This window comes from Bacillus norwichensis, assembly GCF_014836955.1.
Taxonomy (GTDB): Bacteria; Bacillota; Bacilli; order Bacillales; family Bacillaceae_C; genus Siminovitchia; species Siminovitchia norwichensis.
Genome location: NZ_JACSPV010000031.1, coordinates 20119 through 39084 on the forward strand (window position 1 = coordinate 20119; position 18966 = coordinate 39084).

Annotated in this window: 14 protein-coding genes and 1 tRNA gene; 4 read left to right on the forward strand and 11 right to left on the reverse strand. The window is 41.6% G+C overall.

Annotation, left to right across the window (positions count from 1 at the left end; translation table 11 throughout):
- Positions 1-26: 26 nt before the first annotated feature.
- The 9 genes from bioD to H9631_RS15515 all read right to left on the reverse strand — a co-directional run bounded on the left by bioD (position 27) and on the right by H9631_RS15515 (position 11451).
- Positions 27-722, reverse strand: a complete 696-nt coding sequence (bioD, locus tag H9631_RS15475; RefSeq protein WP_191814357.1) for a dethiobiotin synthase — start codon at positions 720-722, stop codon at positions 27-29.
- On the reverse strand, positions 719-1873 hold the full coding sequence (bioF, locus tag H9631_RS15480; protein WP_191814359.1) for an 8-amino-7-oxononanoate synthase: 1155 nt from the start codon (positions 1871-1873) through the stop codon (positions 719-721). Before bioF ends, bioD begins: the two co-directional genes overlap by 4 nt.
- The gene (gene bioA / locus H9631_RS15485) at positions 1860-3206 is read right to left on the reverse strand and encodes an adenosylmethionine--8-amino-7-oxononanoate transaminase (RefSeq protein ID WP_191814361.1); all 1347 of its coding nucleotides are present in this window, start codon (positions 3204-3206) and stop codon (positions 1860-1862) included. The genes bioF and bioA overlap by 14 nt, the downstream gene beginning before the upstream one ends.
- The gene (bioW, locus tag H9631_RS15490) at positions 3203-3970 is read right to left on the reverse strand and encodes a 6-carboxyhexanoate--CoA ligase (protein WP_318246819.1); all 768 of its coding nucleotides are present in this window, start codon (positions 3968-3970) and stop codon (positions 3203-3205) included. The genes bioA and bioW overlap by 4 nt, the downstream gene beginning before the upstream one ends.
- Positions 3971-4243: 273 nt before the next feature.
- Positions 4244-4795 carry a GNAT family N-acetyltransferase gene (locus tag H9631_RS15495; protein ID WP_191814363.1) on the reverse strand — a complete coding sequence of 184 codons (552 nt, stop codon included), beginning with the start codon at positions 4793-4795 and terminating at the stop codon, positions 4244-4246.
- Positions 4796-4975: 180 nt separating this feature from the next.
- Positions 4976-6313, reverse strand: coding sequence for an APC family permease (locus H9631_RS15500; RefSeq protein ID WP_191814365.1), 1338 nt, complete (start codon positions 6311-6313; stop codon positions 4976-4978).
- 106 nt (positions 6314-6419) lie between these two features.
- The gene (locus H9631_RS15505; RefSeq protein ID WP_191814367.1) at positions 6420-7901 is read right to left on the reverse strand and encodes an aldehyde dehydrogenase family protein; all 1482 of its coding nucleotides are present in this window, start codon (positions 7899-7901) and stop codon (positions 6420-6422) included.
- A 909-nt stretch (positions 7902-8810) separates the two neighbouring features.
- Positions 8811-10181, reverse strand: a complete 1371-nt coding sequence (locus H9631_RS15510) for an aminotransferase family protein (RefSeq protein WP_191814368.1) — start codon at positions 10179-10181, stop codon at positions 8811-8813.
- A gap of 31 nt (positions 10182-10212) precedes the next feature.
- Positions 10213-11451 (reverse strand): M20 family metallo-hydrolase, encoded by a 1239-nt coding sequence (locus tag H9631_RS15515; protein ID WP_191814370.1) that lies wholly within the window; start codon positions 11449-11451, stop codon positions 10213-10215.
- 171 nt (positions 11452-11622) lie between these two features.
- Here H9631_RS15515 and H9631_RS15520 point away from each other — a divergent pair, with 171 nt between their 5' ends.
- From H9631_RS15520 to H9631_RS15530, 3 genes are all read left to right on the forward strand, one after another.
- Positions 11623-13011, forward strand: coding sequence for a sigma-54 interaction domain-containing protein (locus H9631_RS15520; protein ID WP_191814372.1), 1389 nt, complete (start codon positions 11623-11625; stop codon positions 13009-13011).
- 88 nt (positions 13012-13099) lie between these two features.
- Positions 13100-14197, forward strand: coding sequence for an agmatine deiminase (gene aguA, locus H9631_RS15525; RefSeq protein WP_191814374.1), 1098 nt, complete (start codon positions 13100-13102; stop codon positions 14195-14197).
- A gap of 198 nt (positions 14198-14395) precedes the next feature.
- Positions 14396-14469, forward strand: a tRNA-Pro gene (locus tag H9631_RS15530).
- 545 nt (positions 14470-15014) lie between these two features.
- Here the strand turns inward: H9631_RS15530 and H9631_RS15535 are convergent.
- Positions 15015-15722: a ZIP family metal transporter gene (locus tag H9631_RS15535; RefSeq protein ID WP_191814376.1), complete on the reverse strand. Its 708-nt coding sequence runs from the start codon at positions 15720-15722 to the stop codon at positions 15015-15017.
- A 740-nt stretch (positions 15723-16462) separates the two neighbouring features.
- On the opposite strand from H9631_RS15535, the gene H9631_RS15540 reads away from it, so the two are divergent.
- Positions 16463-17095: a LysE family translocator gene (locus H9631_RS15540; RefSeq protein WP_191814378.1), complete on the forward strand. Its 633-nt coding sequence runs from the start codon at positions 16463-16465 to the stop codon at positions 17093-17095.
- 157 nt (positions 17096-17252) lie between these two features.
- On the opposite strand, the gene pdxR is transcribed toward H9631_RS15540, so the two are convergent.
- Complete coding sequence (gene pdxR / locus H9631_RS15545) at positions 17253-18683, reverse strand: MocR-like pyridoxine biosynthesis transcription factor PdxR (protein WP_191814380.1); 1431 nt, start codon at positions 18681-18683, stop codon at positions 17253-17255.
- Positions 18684-18966 lie beyond the last annotated feature (283 nt).

Below are 18966 nucleotides of genomic sequence, written 5' to 3' on the forward strand. Positions count from 1 at the left end.
ATATGTTTGTTAAAGTGAAAGACCTGCTAGACTCTTAATCTGTCTAACAAAAATGTGATGTCAACATGATCCTCTACCGCTTTTTGTACACTTTCTTTCTCCACATCCTTCAGCTTGGGAACAATGCCTAAAACTGGAACACCACAATATTCCTCGATTAACTCCGGATTGGATTTTTCAGCCGTACTTGGATGATCACTGATTCCGTTGATGATGATCCCCACAATATATATTCCTTGGCTCTTTGCATATTGAACAGTTAAAAAAGTATGGTTGAAAGTGCCCAGATCAGGCCGAGCAACGATGATAGCAGGAAGATGCAGAGCTTTTATTAAGTCGCTGACCAAAAATCCTTCTCCAAGCGGGACGGAAATTCCACCAGCCCCCTCTACAATGAAATATTCATGTCTGTTTTTCACTTGATCCCAATGATCCAGTACTTCTTCCACTTTGATATTTCTGGATTCAAGCTTTCCGGCAACATAAGGGGCGAGCGGCTCTTTAAATTCAAAAGGGGTAATGTCTTCATGTGACAGAGATGTTTGAGACATTTGCTTCAACAAGCTCGTATCACTGCTTGGATCATCGCGGGAAATACCACTTAACAGCGGTTTAAACACCCCAATATTTTTCCCTCTTTCCTTTAAAACTGCTGCTAGACCACAGGATATGATCGTTTTTCCGACATCAGTATCTGTTCCTGTTACAAAAAAACCTTTCAAATCATGTTCAACTCTTTTCCGATTACATTAAATGATTCCAGCAAGTGATTTATATCTTCCGATGAATGACCAGCTGTAACAGTTAAGCGAATACGACTTTCCCCCTCCGGTACGGTCGGAGGACGGATGGCGGGAGCGTAAATGCCATTTTCCTGGAGCTTTTGTGAAAACAGTACCGCTTTTTCCGCCTCCCCAATTAGGATAGGGATAATTGATGTTGCGCCCCCTTTTACTTGGTAGCCCATATCGTTTAACGCAGACTTGACCTTCTTTACTTTTGAAAAAAGCCCTCTCCGCTTTTCTTTGCCAGCTTCAATTAATTCCAGGGCAGCATATGAAGCCGCACAGCTGGATGGGGGAATGGCTGTTTGAAATATGAATGTCCTTGCATGGTTCAAGAGAAAATCAATCAAATGATGGGATCCAGCAATAAACCCGCCTTCCGTACCAACAGCCTTACTTAATGTACCAATCACCACGTCAGGAAAGACATGAAAGTACTCGCTTGTCCCCCTGCCATTCTCACCCAAAACACCTGTTGCATGTGCGTCATCAACAATCACATAAGCCCGATATTGGCTTGCAAGCTTCATGAGCAAGTCAAGAGGAGCAATCGTTCCGTCCATACTGAATACTCCATCCGTCACAATAAAGCGGCGATGATAGGATTGAGTTTGTCTTAACTTTTCCTCCAAATCATCCATATCCACATGTTTATACACAATTGTCCTGGCCCTTGAGAGCCTGCACCCATCGATTATGCTCGCATGGTTCAATTCATCACTTAAAATAACATCCCCCTGTTCAGGTAAGGAGGACAGCACGCCGATATTAGCTAAATAACCATTTGAAAATAAAAGGGCGGCTTCCGTCTGTTTAAAAGCTGCAATTCTTTTTTCAAGCTTTTCGTGCCAGATGCTATTGCCGGTAGTTAACCGTGAGCCGCTGCTTCCCACTCCGCAATCATGCAAGACGGCTTCAGCCTGGCGAATCAACTGGATATCGTTTGCCAGACCAAGATAATCATTTGATGAAAAGACGATCTCCCTTTTCCCGCCCGCAGCGGTATCTATCGTTTTCAGCTTTCTATACAAACCAGCAGCTTTTGTCTCGTTCAAGCGTTGATTTAAATCTTTATCAAACGAGTGCATGTGTTACCTCGTGAATGGCTTCTTTTATAATCGCAGCCATTGCTTCAAGATCTTCTATTGTGCTTACAAGCGGAGGCATGAATACGATTGTATCGCCCAGTGGTCTTGTCAGCATTCCCAGCTCCCTCATTTTAAGGGAAACCTCGTATCCCACTCGTTTTTCAGCTGGAAACGGCTTTTTTGTTTCCTTTGACTCGACAAGCTCAATTCCGCACATGAAACCCAGCTGTCTAATTTCTCCAACATGGCGGAGCTTTTGCAGCTCTTCAAGGATTGACTTTAGTTCAGCTGCTTTATGGGCCACGCTGTCGACGATTTTTTCAGATTCAAAAAGACGCAGATTTTCCAGTGCTACTGCACAGCCAAGCTGGTTGCCTGTATAGGAATGTCCATGGAAAAAGGTCTTCATATGATGATAATCATCATAAAATTCTTGATAGACTGCTTCCGTTGTTAGAGTGGCGGCAATCGGCAAATATCCTCCGGTGATGCCCTTACCAACCGCCATAATATCCGGCTGCACCCCTTCATGTTCACAGGCAAACATTTTTCCTGTTCGCCCAAAACCTGTCGCCACTTCATCGACAATCATCAGTACATCATATTTCGTACAGAGCTTACGTACTCCGGACAAAAATCCTTCCGGCATCACAATCATACCCGCGGCTCCCTGAACCATGGATTCTATAGAAAGAGCCGCAATCTCCTTATGCTTTTTGGCAAGCAACTGTTCCAGTTCATTCAGGCACTCTTCACGGCATACATCAGGATCGCTGCTTTCGGACCGGTATACGTATGGAACCGGCGCCTTGAAACCTTTAAACATTAGTGGTCCGTAAACCCGGTGAAAAAGTTCAATCGCCCCGACACTAACAGCCCCAATCGTGTCACCATGATAACCATTTATCATGGAAACAAATTTTTGCTTTTCCTGCCTTCCTTTGTTCGCCCAATATTGAAAAGCCATTTTCAGAGCAATTTCCATCGCTGTTGCTCCACTATCCGAATAAAAGACCCTCGTTAAGTTTTCTGGACTTATCTCAATGAGCTTTTCAGCCAGTTTCGTAGCCGGAACATTTGTCATGCCAAGTAATGTTGAATGTGCAATTTTATCAAGCTGTTTTTTGATAGCTTCATCTAATTCCTTTTTGCGATGCCCATGCACATTGAGCCAAACGGAAGAAAATCCGTCATAATATTCCTTGCCATCAATGTCCCTGACCTTGATTCCCTCTCCACTTTCAATGATTAATGGGTCCTCCTCATAGTCTTTCATTTGTGTAAAAGGCAGCCAAAGACAGGCTTTGCTTTTTTCAATCAAGTTTTGTGTCATTCTGCTTCCTCCCATCGGATAAAAATAGGCTGTTTTTTTAAATAATGTATGTAAGATTCTATATCTTCCCTGCCATTCACAAAGAAGATGCGGCAGCCCTGTTCATCCCCAAATTTTTTTAGTTTGTTAATGCGTTGATATCCAAGGCGTTTGCTCGCCACATATCCTGTAATATAATCCGGATCGTCTGACCAGCATAACTCTGCTACTGCAGCGGGGTGACTGGTCACTTTTGTTGCAAGGACCAGCGCCTCTTTCATTCTGAGATTTCGGGGCACCCCATGATATGCCGCCCACTGTTCATAGTTATCCGGTTGCCAATCCATCCTGGACACCCGAATACCTCTTTCGTCTATTGGACGGTCTGAATGAATATCGAATAATACAGCACCACCTTGTCTCGAATAACTGGGCAAAAGTTGATCTAGGGTCTCAATGCTGCTTTTTGGAACCCCAGCCTGCCTTAATAATTGTCTCGCTAATGCTTGCCCTTTCTCGACGGACTCTATTTGATGCGATTGAACGTCCAAAGGCTTTAGCAATCGGACAGAATCGTGAATGCACTCAAATTGGATTTGCATAAAATCCGGACTTCCTTTGGAATGGGTCAGTCCTTTTTCCAATAAAAAGTTCACTGCATGCGTGATCCCTTCAAAGGTGGAAATCTGTTCTCCACCAGAAATATGCTTTCCGCCTTGTTCATGTGCTCCACCCTTGGCAGCTCTCATTCTCACGCTGTAGTATGTTTGCGATTTATTTGTCACTATCCTCCTCACCCCTATTGTTAACTATTAATTTAAAATGGTTGACAATAGAATTGTAGAACTCCCTTTTCCATCTGTCAAATGGTTGAAGTGAATATAAGACAAAAGAACGATCTCCTTTCATCATAAAAAAGAGATCGTTCACCACCACAAGGAATGTGAGCTACCTGCACAATTACCAAAAGGTTTTCGCTTCCGCTGTAGGTATGTTTTGGAAAACTAGTAATGCTCCTCAGGAGCCTTGATTCCTCATACTGTATTTTTAGCATTTATTTAAAATCTAAAGCCCTTCCATTCTCTGGAAAGCATCCCATAAACCGCATGGTCAACAAAGTGGTCATACAGCCATTCCGCCTCCCTAATGAAGCCTTCCAGTTGAAAGCCCAGTCTCTCTGCAACCGCCCTGCTTTTTACATTTTCCTTAGCTGCTCTAATTTCCACACGATTCATTTTTAGCTCGGTAAAAGCAAAGTTGGTCAGTGCCCCTGCGGAACGAACGATAATTCCTCTGCCTGTATAATGTTGATCTAGCCAATATCCAATAGATCCAGTTCGATTATTCCAGTCAAATTCATTGAACCCTGCCACCCCAACTATCTCATCTCTATAGATAATGGCCGTATTCATACTCTTGTGCTTGGCAAAGCTGTCCCGGCTTTCTTTAATATATTGCATTGTATTGTTCACACTGTTGGTATCATTAAGCCACGGCAGCCATTTCTTCAAGTGACTTCTTGAGCGGTCTGTCAGCTCAAAAAGCCGCACCGCATCATTTTGATCAACGAGCTTCAGATAAATCTCTTCATCTACTACATGAACGAACATCATGCTCACCCCCTTGAGTGACTTTGAAAAAATCTATGCATTGAGATGAAAAATATCCACAAAATTGCAATAAATAATATGTTATCATGCTTAGATTCAGCAAAACAACCAGTTTCTAATAAGTCCAAGACAAAATAATAGACAGGAATTTAAAATAACTCCTGTCTATCCATATAATCATTAAGCTTCTAATTCATCAAAGGCAATCTGCGGCGGTTCTTTTTTGAAGAAATCGGTCGAAATCGCAAGGTACACTGTTCCCAACAGGGCCCAGACAAGTCCTGCAACAATCGCAAAAACGTCAAGACTGGCCCATAAATAAACAACGAACGCCAATCCGATGGCTGGAAAAATAAAGCTCCCAACGATGAAACGAAACGAACGCGGACCCTTTTGTTTGAAAAAGTTAAAGAGCACACAAAGGTTTACGAATGAAAAAGCGGTAAACGCTCCCACATTGATAAGCGAAGTAGCTTCCTCAAGGCTTAGGAAAATAGCCGAAAGCGACAAGACACCAATTAACAGGATGTTCGCTACCGGAGAGTTATATTTCGGATGCAAATATCCAAAGAAACGTTTCGGCAACACTCCATCTCTTCCCATCGCGTATAGAAGCCTGGAAGCACTGACCTGTGCGGCCAAACCAGATGCAAAAACAGAGAATAAGGCACCCGCAAGGAAAAAGGAAAGAAATAGATTCCCACCAATAATTACTGCAATTTCCGGGGAGGCTCCTTCAATATCATTAAAGATGGACACGTCTGGAAAAAGAGATTGCATAAAATAGGTAACCCCGAAAAAGAAAACACCGCCAATTCCTGCTACGAGCAGAATAGCTCTTGGTATCGTTTTCTTTGGATTAATTGTGTCCTCTGAAAGTGTAGTAATCGCATCAAATCCAATAAACGACAGAGCCAGCAGAGCAGCTGCCCCAAACAGACTGGATACTTCGTCACCTGAAGGAATAATCTCACCAATAGTAATGAAGCTTTCAGGGCCTTTGACAATAGAACGGATAGTAAGGTAGGTAAAAATAATCCCGACTAATGCCTGGAATACAACAAGCAGCAAGTTAAGTGAAGCTGCCAATTTCACACCAAAAATGTTCAAAAAGCTGATAATCACAAGCAAGCCCGCAATCCAAACCCAGCCCGGAACCTCAGGAAACCCCGCGGAAAGATAAATATCCGCTAGTAAGGCGTTAATCATTGGAAGCGCTATATAAGCTATGAAGGTTACCCAACCGACGATGACTCCCAAGTAAGGATTGATAATATTTCTTGTATACGTATAAACAGATCCTGCCGTCGGAAATTGCCGGACAAGCTTTCCATAACTCAATGCCGTGAACAGGATAGCTATAAAAACAACTATATATGCAGCTGGCACATGGCCGGACGAAACATCTGAGGCGATACCAAAAGTATCAAACACCGCCATTGGAGACATATATGCCAACCCAACAGCAACAACGTGGATCAACTTTAGCTTTCTTTCAATATGATTGCTTTGTTCCATCAAATCAGACCTCTCAGGTTAAATCTTGAATACGTTTTCAGCATGCAGTCAACTTCCTACTTTCAACAGGGAGGTATGCCCGGCTTTTTACCGGGCTTGCCCCTTATTAATCCAAGTTAACCCATACACTTTTAACTTCTGTATAATTTTCCAAAGCATAGGAGCCCATTTCACGTCCGATTCCGGATTGTTTATATCCACCAAATGGAACTGCAGCGTTTGTTAGGTTGTAGCAGTTAACCCATACGGACCCAGCTTTTAACTTACTAGCCACAACGTGGGCGTTCTTTAGGTTCTCAGTCCAAAGTCCCGCTCCAAGTCCATAAGGACTGTTATTTGCACGATCAATCACTTCGTCGATTGTTTTATAAGACATTGCAGCAACAACCGGGCCAAAAATTTCTTCCCTCGCAATCGTCATATGATCTTCTGCGGAAAAGACAGTAGGCTGAACAAAATACCCTTTATCAAGGCTTTCTCCACCAGCTAATAGTTTTGCTCCCTCATCAATTCCTTTTTGAATATAGGAAGTGACGATGTCTTGCTGCCTCTGGGAAACAAGTGGCCCCATTTGAGTACCTTCCGCCAAACCATTGCCAAGCTTTACTTTTTTCGCGTGATCCGCAAGCCTTTCCATGACCTCATCATAAATTTGCTCAGGAATATAAGCCCTTGACCCTGCACAACATACCTCTCCCTGATTGGCCATGATGCCGTTAAATACGCCAGGAATCGCTTTATCCAAATCCGCGTCAGGCAAAATGATGTTTGGTGATTTTCCACCAAGCTCAAGCGTTACACGTTTCATCGTGTCTGCTGCTGTTTTCATGATGGACTTTCCAACAGGTGTAGAACCGGTAAATGCAATCTTGTTCACCTTTGGATGTTCAACAAGTGCGTTACCTGCTGACTTTCCAAAGCCAGGAACAATATTGACAACTCCATTCGGGAAGCCTGCTTCTTCAATTAATTTACCAAGGTAAAGCGCTGAAAGAGGTGTCTGCTCTGCCGGCTTCAAAATGATAGTGCAGCCTGTAGCAAGTGCCGGAGCAATTTTCCACAATGCCATCATAATTGGGAAGTTCCAAGGAATAATCTGTCCAACTACCCCCACAGCTTCGTGACGAGTATAGTTAAGAAATGAATTGGAGATCGGAATAGTTTGTCCAGTCATTTTTGTTGTCCAGCCAGCAAAATACCTAAGCTGTTCAATCGCACCAGGCAAATCGGCCTTTCTCATTTCTTGGATTGGCTTACCATTGTCCAATGTATCCAACTGAGCTAGGGCCTCAAAATCTCTTTCCATCAAATCAGCTAACTTGTGCATCAGCTTGGAGCGGTCAGATGCGCTAATCTTCGACCAAAGTCCTTCTTCAAAAGCTTTTGACGCAGCTTCAACCGCTTTATCAATATCATTTTCGCGAGCTTCATAAACATGAGCCAATACTTCACCCGTAGCAGGGTTGATCGTTTCAAAAGTTTGGCCATCGACAGATTCATGCCAGCCGCCATCTATGAATAATTTTTTTGGACCGTTTAAAAACTCGCTTACTTTCGGATGAAGCGCCAAAGTTTCACTAGTAGTCATCATTCCATCCCCTTTTTTAAAAAGTGAACTGGCTGAGTCGTTCAGCCAGTCATTTATGCAGGCTTCGACAAAATGGATTCTTGTGCGGTGATATGTTAGAACTGGGATTCGCACTGGAATTGCGTGTCCATAATCGATAATTGTGCGATATTCTGGATAATCGTGCGATATTTAAAATTATCGTGCGAAATCTCCATTTATTGTGCGAAAAACAGATTTATTGTGCGAAATAAGCAATTATCGTGCGAACGCCCTTTTTAAAAGTGATTCTCCCGCATCCATTTTATCGGTGTACTTCCTTTATATCGGCAGGAATTGCATAGTCTGTACTCCGTTTAACGAGCGTTTGCGCTTTTTTTGTCCAGCTCCGGTGCCTAGCCCCTCGAGGTCATAAGCCCATCGCTTTTGAAGGCAAACTACGCCTTCTTCAGCGCTTGTCTTATGCTTGTCGGGGCTAATCGAGGCACCTCCGCTTTTTTCCTGTCCAGCTCTAGGAGCCAGCGACTAGCAGACTTCGCTCCTTCTCCTACGATAAGTCAACATCGGTTCGCCTTTGGCTTCACCGTGTTTCCTTTATCTCGTCGAAGGCAACTCCAGTCTGTACGTCGCTTAACGTCGCCCTCCGCTTTTCTCCTGTCCAGTTCCGGACGGCAGGGGCTCGAGGTCGCTTCAGAAAAACTTCGAAGGCAAACTTACGCCTTCGCTGTTTTTCTTCCAGCGCTTGTCGCCCCTAGCAGCCGCCCTCCGCTTTTCTCCTGTCCAGCTCTGGGCACCAGCGACTAGCAGACTTCGCTCCTTCTCCTACGATAAGTCAACATCGGTTCGCCTTTGGCTTCACCGTGTTTCCTTTATCTCGTCGAAGGCAACTCCAGTCTGTACGTCGCTTAACGTCGCCCTCCGCTTTTCTTCTTACAACGTTTTCGCAAATGCTCCCAGTGCATCGTCCACGATTGCGATGATTTTTTCCACTTCGTCTTTTTGTACGATGAGCGGCGGGGCAATCGCTACGATGTTCATTCCTGGAGTGAAGTCAAATGGTCTGATTAGCAGTTCACGCTTATAGGATTCTTCTACAACTGTAGCGGCAGCTTTGATCGTTTCAAATGGTTTGCCCGCTGCTGGATCTTCCATCAAGTCAAATCCGGCAAGAAGTCCTCTGCTTCGAGTGTTTCCAACAAATGAATATTTGTCTTCCAAGTAATTCAAACCTTTTTGCAGCTCTTCTCCCATGGCAGCTGCGTTTTCAATTAAGCCGTCACGCTCAAGAATTTCAAGGTTCTTCAAACCGACTGCACACGCTGTTGGATGTCCGCTGTACGTAAATCCGTGTGGCAGCATGCCATCATATGTGAAGAATGTGTCTCTGATTTCTTCTCTCATGATGACGCCGCCAAGCTGAACGTATCCGCTTGTCATCCCTTTTGCTGCACAAATGAAATCAGGAACAACATCCCAATGATCCACACCGAACATTTTTCCGGTTCTGCCGAATCCGCAAATGATTTCGTCTGCAATCATATGGATGTTAAACTCATCACAAAGTGCGCGGACTGCTTTCAAATAACCTTCCGGAGGAACGTGTACCCCGCCGGCACCCTGAATCGGCTCTACGATGACAGCCGCAACTTTATCAGCACCTTCTTTTTCAATGATGCTTCTGATGGAACCTTCATACTCAGGATGGCTCTTGTCGCCAAGCTCGCATTCAGTCAAATGAGGTTTTGCGTTTACGATATTAGGATCACCTGATCCGGAAAATTCCCGGTAAGCGTCAATTCCAGTTGCCCTTTGGGTTGCAATTGTCACGCCATGATAGCCTCTTCTTAAAGAAATAATGAGTTTCTTGTCTTTTTTGCCTTTTATATCCCAGTAAGATCTGGACAATTTAAAAGCTGTATCGTTGGATTCTGATCCGCCGGATGTATAGAAGATAGCATTTAGATCTCCAGGTGTTACTTCAGCAATTTTTTCAGCCAAACGTACGGACGGTTCATTCGAATATCCATAGAAAGTAGTTGTGTAAGCCGCTTTTGCCATTTGCTCGTAAGCAGCTTCAGCCAATTCCTTCACACCATGACCAACGTTCACGTTCCAAAGCATAGAAACACCGTCGATGTATGTTTTTCCTCCCATGTCTTTTAAGTAAATGCCTTCTCCGCTTTCAAAAACCAGTTTTGGACCGATTTCAGAATGAAGTTTTGGATTAGTAGACGGATGAAGAATATGTTTTTTATCAAGTGCAGATAACTCATTGAATAATGCTTTGTTTTGTTGGCTCATTAAAAAACCTCTCCTTTTTTATAAAAAATGATTATTTGGCTTCTGCCAGCTTTTGAACAACATATAAAAGGACATTTGCCCCTTTTTCAATATCATCATCTATCGTTAATTCCTGTTCGTTATGGCTGATGCCATCAACGCTTGGAACGAAGATCATGCCAGTATCCGACACGCCTGCCATATATTTAGCATCATGGCCTGGACCGCTGAACAAATCCATTTTGGAATATCCAAATTCATCTGCCGCCTCCTGGATAGCATCTTTGACGATCGATGAGAATAAGGTTGTCTCCGAATTCCAATCAGTTGTAATCGTCAATTCCACTTCACTCATCAAAGCAATAGCACTAAGCTGTTCCTTTAACCGTTCGAACGCATGGAACCTTAGGTCATTGTCCTCGTGGCGGATATCAATTGTGAATTCCACCTCGCCTGGAATAACATTTGTCACGTTGGGTCTTACATTCATTTTTCCAACGGTTGTTTTTAATCCTTGAACTTCATCTGTAATCTCATTCACTTTTACAATCATTTTGGACGCAGCCACAAGTGCATCGCGTCTGTTTTCCATCGGTGTTGGACCTGCGTGGTTTGTCTTTCCTGTTACCTTTACCGTGTACAAATCATTACCTTGGATACCCTGGACAACACCAATTGTTATATCCTTTTCGTGTAAAATAGGTCCCTGCTCAATATGCAGTTCTATGAAATTTTTGACGTTTGTAATTCGGTTTTGAATAGATCCTAAATATTCAATTTCATTTAAAGCCTGTTCAAAGGATATTCCTTCGTCATCTTTGATGCCGTAAATGAAATCCTTTGAAAAGTTTCTTGTGATTCCTCCGGATCCGAGCATTGGAGGTGAGAAGCGGGCTCCCTCCTCATTGGTGAAATTGACAATTTCAATAGGGTATTCGGTTTCAATATCGTTTTCATTTAAAACACGGATTACTTCCAGTGCAGATAGAACACCTAAAATACCGTCATATTTTCCACCACAAGGCTGTGTATCCAAATGAGAACCGATGGCAACAGTTGGACCATCGTCCCTCTTGCCTTTTCTTCTGCCATATATGTTTCCAAAATCGTCTATTCTAACATCAAGACCTGCCTCTTTTAACCACTCGACAAATATATCGCGCATGTTTTTATCAGCATCCGATAAGGCCAGGCGGTTCATTCCACCATTTCCGGATGGGCCGATGGAAGAGCTTACTTTTAATGTTTCAAGCAAACGCTCTCTGTTCACCTTTAATAATGTATTCTCCATACGCATCCTCCTCACTTACTTTATTAATGCAAAAACCGTGCCAAAGTTGTTTTTCGTTAAAAATAAAAACCTTTTCATTTTGTAGTATAGTAATATATAATAAACCCGCACCGAAAGTGAATGATAACGATGCGAAAACGAATCATTTTTATGAAGTTGGGAGGCGCTTTTATGAAAAAGCACTTTTTTAAAGATCGACATTTTCATCAAGTGTTCAATCATTTAAAGGATGGTATATTCATAGCTGATAAAAACGGCGTCGCACTTTGGTGTAATGATACAAGTACGAAGCAGATCGGTGCTCCAAGATCCAAAATCATTGGCAGGCATGTCAATGACTTGGAGAACAACGGTTTTTTCACCCCTTCTGTCACTAAAATCGTATTGGAAAACAAAGAAGTCGTCGTGACTAAAGTCCAAACATCAAAGGACAGGCAGTTTCTGGCGACTGGACATCTTGTAAAGATTGATGAAGATGATACCGAATACATTCTCGTTCAAGTAAAAGATATTACAGAAACGGTGAAAAACTCCTTTAAGCTGGAAAAAGCAGAAGCGCTGATGCAACAGTATTGGGAAGAACTTCAGGCAATGAAGAGGGACCAGCAGAGGGACAAAAAGAGCCAGTTAATTATCGGGAACAGCAAAAGCAACGAGGAGCTGTTAGATCTTGTCAGCCGAGTGGCCACTGTTGACGCAACCATCTTATTAACAGGAGAGTCCGGCGTAGGTAAAAGCCTGATAGCTGGTGAAATCCATAAACACAGTTCAAGGAAGGGTAAGAGCTTTGTCCAAATTAACTGTGGAGCCATTCCGGAAAACCTCCTGGAATCAGAGCTTTTCGGGTATAAAAAAGGAGCCTTTACTGGGGCTAGCCAAAGCGGCAAGAAAGGACTTGTCGAGAAAGCAGATGGCGGCACATTATTCTTGGATGAAATTGCTGAGCTTCCCTTGTCCCTGCAGCCCAAATTGCTTCAATTGGTCCAGGACAAATCGTTTATTCCTGTTGGGGGAACAGAGCTTCAAGAAGTGGATATCCGGATTATCGCAGCCACTAATCAGGACTTGCCGATGATGGTTGAGGAGAAGCGGTTCCGCGAAGATTTATATTACCGTTTGAATGTAGTGTCCATCCAAATTCCGGCGCTCCGGGAACGGAACGAGGATATACCACCATTGGTTTATCATTATTTGAACCTTTTTAACGATAAATATATGAAAAAATCATCCTTGGACAAAAGGGTTCTGGAGCACCTTCAAAACTACAGTTGGCCAGGAAATATCCGCGAACTGGAAAACATGATCGAACGTTTAATTGTAACAGCAAAGGAAGATACAATTACGCCTTCCGACCTGCCGGATAAAATTTTATACGAGGAATTCATGGATCATTCCATTCGAAAACTAAATAACCAAAGTCTTCCTGAATATCTGGAGAAGATCGAAAAAAGATTAATTGAGGAAGCACAGATGAAATACTCCTCTACCAGAAAGGCAGCCCAGTCTCTGGGATTGACCCAGTCATCCTATCTAAGAAGATTAAAAAAGTATGAATTTTAGATAATACGGGGAGATTTCTACCCCGCTTCTTTTTATATGGCATAGAATTTGCATGATATTAGATTGAATATAATTGGAGGGGATTATAATGGCACGTACGATAGATAGTACACCAAGAAATGACAGCTTTAGAATGCCCGGAGAATTTGAAGAGCACGAAGGCACATGGATGCTATGGCCGATGAGAACAGATACATGGAGATCTGGAGCTAAACCTGCTCAAAGAGCTTTTGCGGAAGTCGCGAAAGCGATTTCGCAATTTGAACCGGTTACGGTGTGTGTCAATGCGGAGCAATTTGAAAATGCCCGCGCTCTTTTGGAAGATCAAATAAGAGTGGTCGAAATTTCATCCAATGATGCCTGGATGCGAGATATCGGGCCCACTTTTGTAAAAAATGACAAAGGTGAAGTACGTGGTATAGACTGGCAATTCAACGCATGGGGCGGTTTGGATGAGGGACTATACTTCCCATGGGACAAGGATCAGCTTGTCAAACAAAAAGTAATGGAGATTGAGAATATAGATAGATATGATGCAAAAGATTTCGTGTTGGAAGGCGGAGCCATCCACGTTGACGGAGAAGGAACACTCATTACAACAGAACAATGCTTGTTGAATCCAAACCGGAATCCGCACATGTCAAGAGAAGAAGTTGAGGAAAAACTAAAAGAGTACTTGAACATCGAAAAAATCATCTGGGTCAAGGATGGCCTTGTTGACGATGAAACAGACGGTCACGTAGACGAAGTATTATTTTATGTGCGTCCTGGAGAAGTTGCCATCGGCTGGACTGACGACCCTGAACATCCGCACTACGAAGTGCTTCGTGAAGCATATAAGCAATTGGAGCAGGAAACAGACGCCAAAGGGCGAAAACTGAAAATCTATAAACTCCCAATGCCTCAACAAATTGCCATCACAGAGGAAGAAAGCCAAGAAATCGACTTTGCCGCTGACGCTTTCGACCGTACGGCAGACACTGAATTCATCGCTACCTATGCCAACTGCTACATTTGCAATGGTGGTGTCATCATTCCATCATTCGGCGACCCGAAGGATGAAGAAGCGGTTGAAATCTTCAAGGAGATGTTCCCTGATCGGGAAATTGTAGCTGTGAATACACGCGAAGTTTCCCTTGGCGGAGGAAACATCCATTGCATTACCCAGCAGCAGCCAAAGGCTTAAGGTGAAACGACGAGGCTGAGACATAAGTAGTTTTTTAAGCAAAATAAAAAAGCGCGAGAAATCAACGTTTCTAAAATTGATTCTCGCGCTTTTTAAGTGCGACTAGTTTTGTCCCATCCTCGTTTCTTACGGAAAAGGCAGCGTTTTGCCATTGTCTTATAAGTGTGCATTTCGTATAATGAAAGTGTCGTTCATTTCCGGGATGTAGCTCAGCTTGGTAGAGCACTAGCATGGGGTGCTAGGAGTCGCAGGTTCAAATCCTGTCATCCCGATATAACAGCTAAGCTCCTAACCCTTTTTTATCAAGGGGTTAGGAGCTTTTTAAATTGTACGGCTCGAATGTTTCTTGAATAATACAGGCTTTTTGGGGTTTATTCTTTTCTTATTGTAACGTTTCCCATGTAACCTAATTTCTTTACCATACTTTCTTGATAAAATATTTTCGAAAATAGACGTTAGATTACGAAGTTTTCTTCAGTCAACTCTACTTTCATGCTGATCACCTCTTGATAAAGTTTTTTATTGTATTAACTCTTTTTGATGTCAATCATTTTTGACTGACTTTAACTTTAATAATTTAGAAGAGAAGAAATTAATAACGGGATAATGCATCTTTGCGGCTTTTTCTACCCTTTCGTTTTTTAAGTAAAAATCTAATTTTATTGGCTAAAAAGGTTTCTCTCAACTCCGTATCAGGCGGGATAAAACTGCAAAATGCTTTGTCACACAAGGAAAAAGGGATACGGGTAGCATTAGAGTTCGCTTTTCCTTTACGCTAAAACCCAACATTGAAAATAAGTTATAGAAAGCTGGCTTATTAATCTGTCAGCAAAGATATATAAACTTTTATCATTATTGCACCAAAAGTTACCATAAGGAGCAACGGTATCCATCCAAATTGTTTTTTCGACTTTCCTATTATTTCATTAAGTGTTACAAACAAAAGGGTGCCAATAGTAGTTCCTGTCAACAATGTGTCTACTGTCCTCGCTGAACCCTTAACCGTTTCCCCTAAAAAAGCACTTACTCCGAAGACAACCGATAATATGGTTATTATATAAAGAAAAGTGACTCCTTTTATTCTTGTTACTAATAGGGTAGTCATAATGGCTATACCTTCCGGAATTTGATGAAGTATCATTGCGGTAAGAAAGGAATGACTATTAAATAATGTAACAGCACCGTATGAAAACCCCATAATAATGTGATGAAAGAATACAGCTGCAACTAAAAATCCTAAAGTTCTTTCGGAAACATTAATCCCGTCTTCATGATGAAAAAAATGACCAATTATTAACATCATGATGTACCCTGTTAAAGTACCTAAAAGTACACCTCTGAACTCAAAATCTATTAGGGTATGAGGGATTAAGTCAAATGTAATAATACCAATTAAGATCCCTCCACAAATGACATATACATAAGGTAGCTTTTTCGGGAAAAATCGGTTAATTGAACTTGATAATAATCCTCCGATACCTAACCCCATAACAGAAATTCCTGATAAAAGCAAAGGCATCCACACGGATTCCAAATCCTTTCAATAATAAATTTGGTTTGTACAATCTTATGACGCAGTCTTAATGAAAATTATTCTGTTATTGGAATCCTTTTGTTAGATTATTAGCAACTGCAACTTCATAAAAAATGAGTCCTCTTTTAAAAGGACTCATTACTAAAATTATTCGATATTTATCAAATGCGCCTTGGCGTATTTGCGCCCAGATTTTATCAAGCTCCGCTCGATAAATTTCCTCTAAAAATCTGTGGCATCCGCCGGAGGCTTTAACTTTATTCAGCCGGGGTTTGAACCCCCGCTGAATGGAATACCTACATGCATTCATCTCACCACTTACAGAAGTGGGAGACTTCTGCTGAATGAAGTTAAAATGAACTGGAGCTAACGTAGGGAGCAAATACCCGCCATTTTGACTTAAAAGCGGCTCTACATAGCTTTACGTTAAAGGTGTTTTCAGCTAATGCAATATCTTCACTTGTTAATGGATCTAATACAATGTCAGGACTATAAGAGTTTTTCCATACATTCATACATTTTCCATCCTTAACAATATTTTTATGATACATCTTTTCTAATAGCCGTCTGGAGCGTCCTAAACCAGAATCAAAGTTTAGGATTTTTATTTGATAAGTAAGTCTTTGAAATGATCTCGATGTTAATAATTATAAATTTAATATCATAAACATACATATTTAAAATTTTTATGATATTATAGGATTTATTTTACTATAAAGGTGTGTGGTTTTATGGCACTATTTTTTACATATGTTATTGCAGGTCTTTCTATTGCAATGCCAGTAGGGGCTATTACAGTAGAGATGACGAAGCAAGGTCTCAAAAATGGATTTATGCATGGCTGGGTTGTTGGATTAGGTGGAATGACTATTGATTTTGCTTTAATCGTAGCACTTTATTTTGGATTAGCTTCTTTTCTGCAGTTTCCTTTTATTCAAATACCAATGTGGCTAGTGGGTGCCATATTTTTGTTTTTAATCGGCTATGATTCTATTAAAAATGCGGATAAAGATATAACATTATCAGGTGAAAAAACTACAAAATCACTATGGTTAACTTATCGTAACGGCTTTCTCGTTGCAATATCTCCCGGGAATATTATTTTTTGGTTAAGTGTGTTTGGAGCAGTACTATCTAATTCATATAGTTCAGCTAAGCCAACAAGTTTTTTAATTATTGCCGCAGGTGTTTTAACGGGAATTTTATTGCATGACCTAGGTTTATTAACCATTGTGGCAACTACTAGAAAAGCAATGAATCGATCAATGATTAAAAGATTTTCTATCATCGCAGGATTTGTGTTAATTGGTTTTTCTGGATATTTTGTTTATAAATTCTTCATTGCCATGACAGGCGTGCTGTAGGTAGAAGCTTCCTTTTTAGAAGGCCCTCTAGTAGGCCCGGTTCATGACATCACGTAGAATACCAGTCTTTGGCAACCAGCATATTTTTACTCTAGCAGTAACTTCCGTTTTGTGATAAACCTATGGCCCCAGTTTTACACTAGGGTCATAGGTTTAATCATTTAAATATGTTAGATAATTGCTTTATACCACGCTGAATTGTCTCCTCATTCACTTTGGAGTAACCCAATACCCATCCCTTTCGCTTGCTTTCAAGACAATAGGGACTTAATGGATATACTCGTATTCCATTCTCTAAAGCCTTATTAGTCATTTCTTCTTCCATAAAATCCTCATCTGCTTCCAGCAACATGTGCAAACCTGTCTCCACACCTTTTATAGAAAACAATTCATCTAATTGTGTTGAAGCAATCGCCCTTACCATCGCCTCATGCCTTCGTCTATAGACGTTTTTGACTCGCCTCATATGTCGCATGAAGTGACCCTGCTCAATAAAATGAGTAAGGGTTAACTGCTCCATGATGGGAAGATGCCGGGAAGTGAGTTTATGTACACGGGCTATTTGTGCAATTGCCTCAACAGATCCTATAATGGCTGAAATCCGAATTCCTGGAGCAATCATTTTGGAAAAGCTCATCAAATAGAGTGTACATTCAGGCTCTTGACTAAATAATGTCGGAAGTGGGTCACCTTTATGGCGAAACTCACCGTCATAGTCATCTTCTATAATCCAAGATTGGTTGGAAATAGCTCGCTTAAATAATTCCCCTCTCCGCTTTACAGACATAATCACACCGGTTGCAGACTGATGAGCAGGTGTAACAAAAATAAGCTTGGATTGTGTAGGTATGCGATCCACCACTATTCCTTGTTCATCGACTGGAACAGGCATAACGTTCATATTTCGATACATTAAAGTCAGTCCAGCTGGAGGAAATCCCGGATCCTCGACAGCTACTGTGTCCCCTTCTTTCAGTAAGGCTTGTGAGATCAGATCTATGCTTTGCTGAGCACCGGATGTTAGTAATATCTGATCTATATCAACATGAATTCCTCTTCCAACTGATAAGTAATTTTGAATTTGATAGCGCAATGGTTCATAGCCAAAAGGATTTCCGTACAGCCAGCTGGACAAATCAGCTTTGTCCGATGCATGAAGAAATGATTGCCTCCATTTTTTCAAGAATAAAGAATCTAAGTAAGGCTCATGGGGAGAAAAATCAATATCGACTTCGCTAAGCTCTTTTCCCCAAGACCAATCATGTAATCTCTCTACGGCATCTTCTAAAACCGGCAAAGATGGTGGGGACAAGTGTTGTGCCGACCTTTCCTCCTTTGAGATGTTAAGCTGACTCCAGTCACTTACACGTGTTCCTCCACGCCGTGAAGTAACAGTATAGCCTCTGCTATATAGCTCTTCATACACGGTTTGTACAGTTGAGCGAGCGACACCTAATTGTTGAGCCAGTTCACGTGTTGGAGGAAGCTGGTAGCCAGCTTTCCATTTTCCACTCGTAATATTATGAACAGCTTGATCAAGGAGCTGTTTCCAAATTGGATTTTGAGCTTGTCGATCTATTTTTATCACTGCGCAACTCACTCCTTTATGGACTGATTAAAATTGCTATTTTTGGATATATCATACCATTCCAATCGTTGTTATACTACGGTTGCACCATAAATCACATTATGAATGGAGAGAAACAACATGAAGCATATGAAATGTAAAATTCAAAATAACGGGAGTATTTTACACTTGAATGAGTCGGCAGGAAGGAAAAATTGAAAAATAGCCGTTGAAAACTTTGTATCAGATATCCCAAAAATCTGGTCGTCATAGACAATGAAAGAAGCCCCCAATATGGAAAAAA

What these genes read in the sequence shown, in the direction of transcription:
- bioF (WP_191814359.1), bottom strand. Translation starts at nt 1,873, where the DNA reads ATGCACTCGTTTGATAAAGATTTAAATCAACGCTTGAACGAGACAAAA.
- bioA (WP_191814361.1), bottom strand. Translation starts at nt 3,206, where the DNA reads ATGACACAAAACTTGATTGAAAAAAGCAAAGCCTGTCTTTGGCTGCCT.
- H9631_RS15495 (WP_191814363.1), bottom strand. Translation starts at nt 4,795, where the DNA reads ATGTTCGTTCATGTAGTAGATGAAGAGATTTATCTGAAGCTCGTTGAT.
- H9631_RS15500 (WP_191814365.1), bottom strand. Translation starts at nt 6,313, where the DNA reads ATGGAACAAAGCAATCATATTGAAAGAAAGCTAAAGTTGATCCACGTT.
- H9631_RS15505 (WP_191814367.1), bottom strand. Translation starts at nt 7,901, where the DNA reads ATGACTACTAGTGAAACTTTGGCGCTTCATCCGAAAGTAAGCGAGTTT.
- H9631_RS15510 (WP_191814368.1), bottom strand. Translation starts at nt 10,181, where the DNA reads ATGAGCCAACAAAACAAAGCATTATTCAATGAGTTATCTGCACTTGAT.
- H9631_RS15515 (WP_191814370.1), bottom strand. Translation starts at nt 11,451, where the DNA reads ATGGAGAATACATTATTAAAGGTGAACAGAGAGCGTTTGCTTGAAACA.
- H9631_RS15520 (WP_191814372.1), top strand. Translation starts at nt 11,623, where the DNA reads ATGAAAAAGCACTTTTTTAAAGATCGACATTTTCATCAAGTGTTCAAT.
- aguA (WP_191814374.1), top strand. Translation starts at nt 13,100, where the DNA reads ATGGCACGTACGATAGATAGTACACCAAGAAATGACAGCTTTAGAATG.
- H9631_RS15540 (WP_191814378.1), top strand. Translation starts at nt 16,463, where the DNA reads ATGGCACTATTTTTTACATATGTTATTGCAGGTCTTTCTATTGCAATG.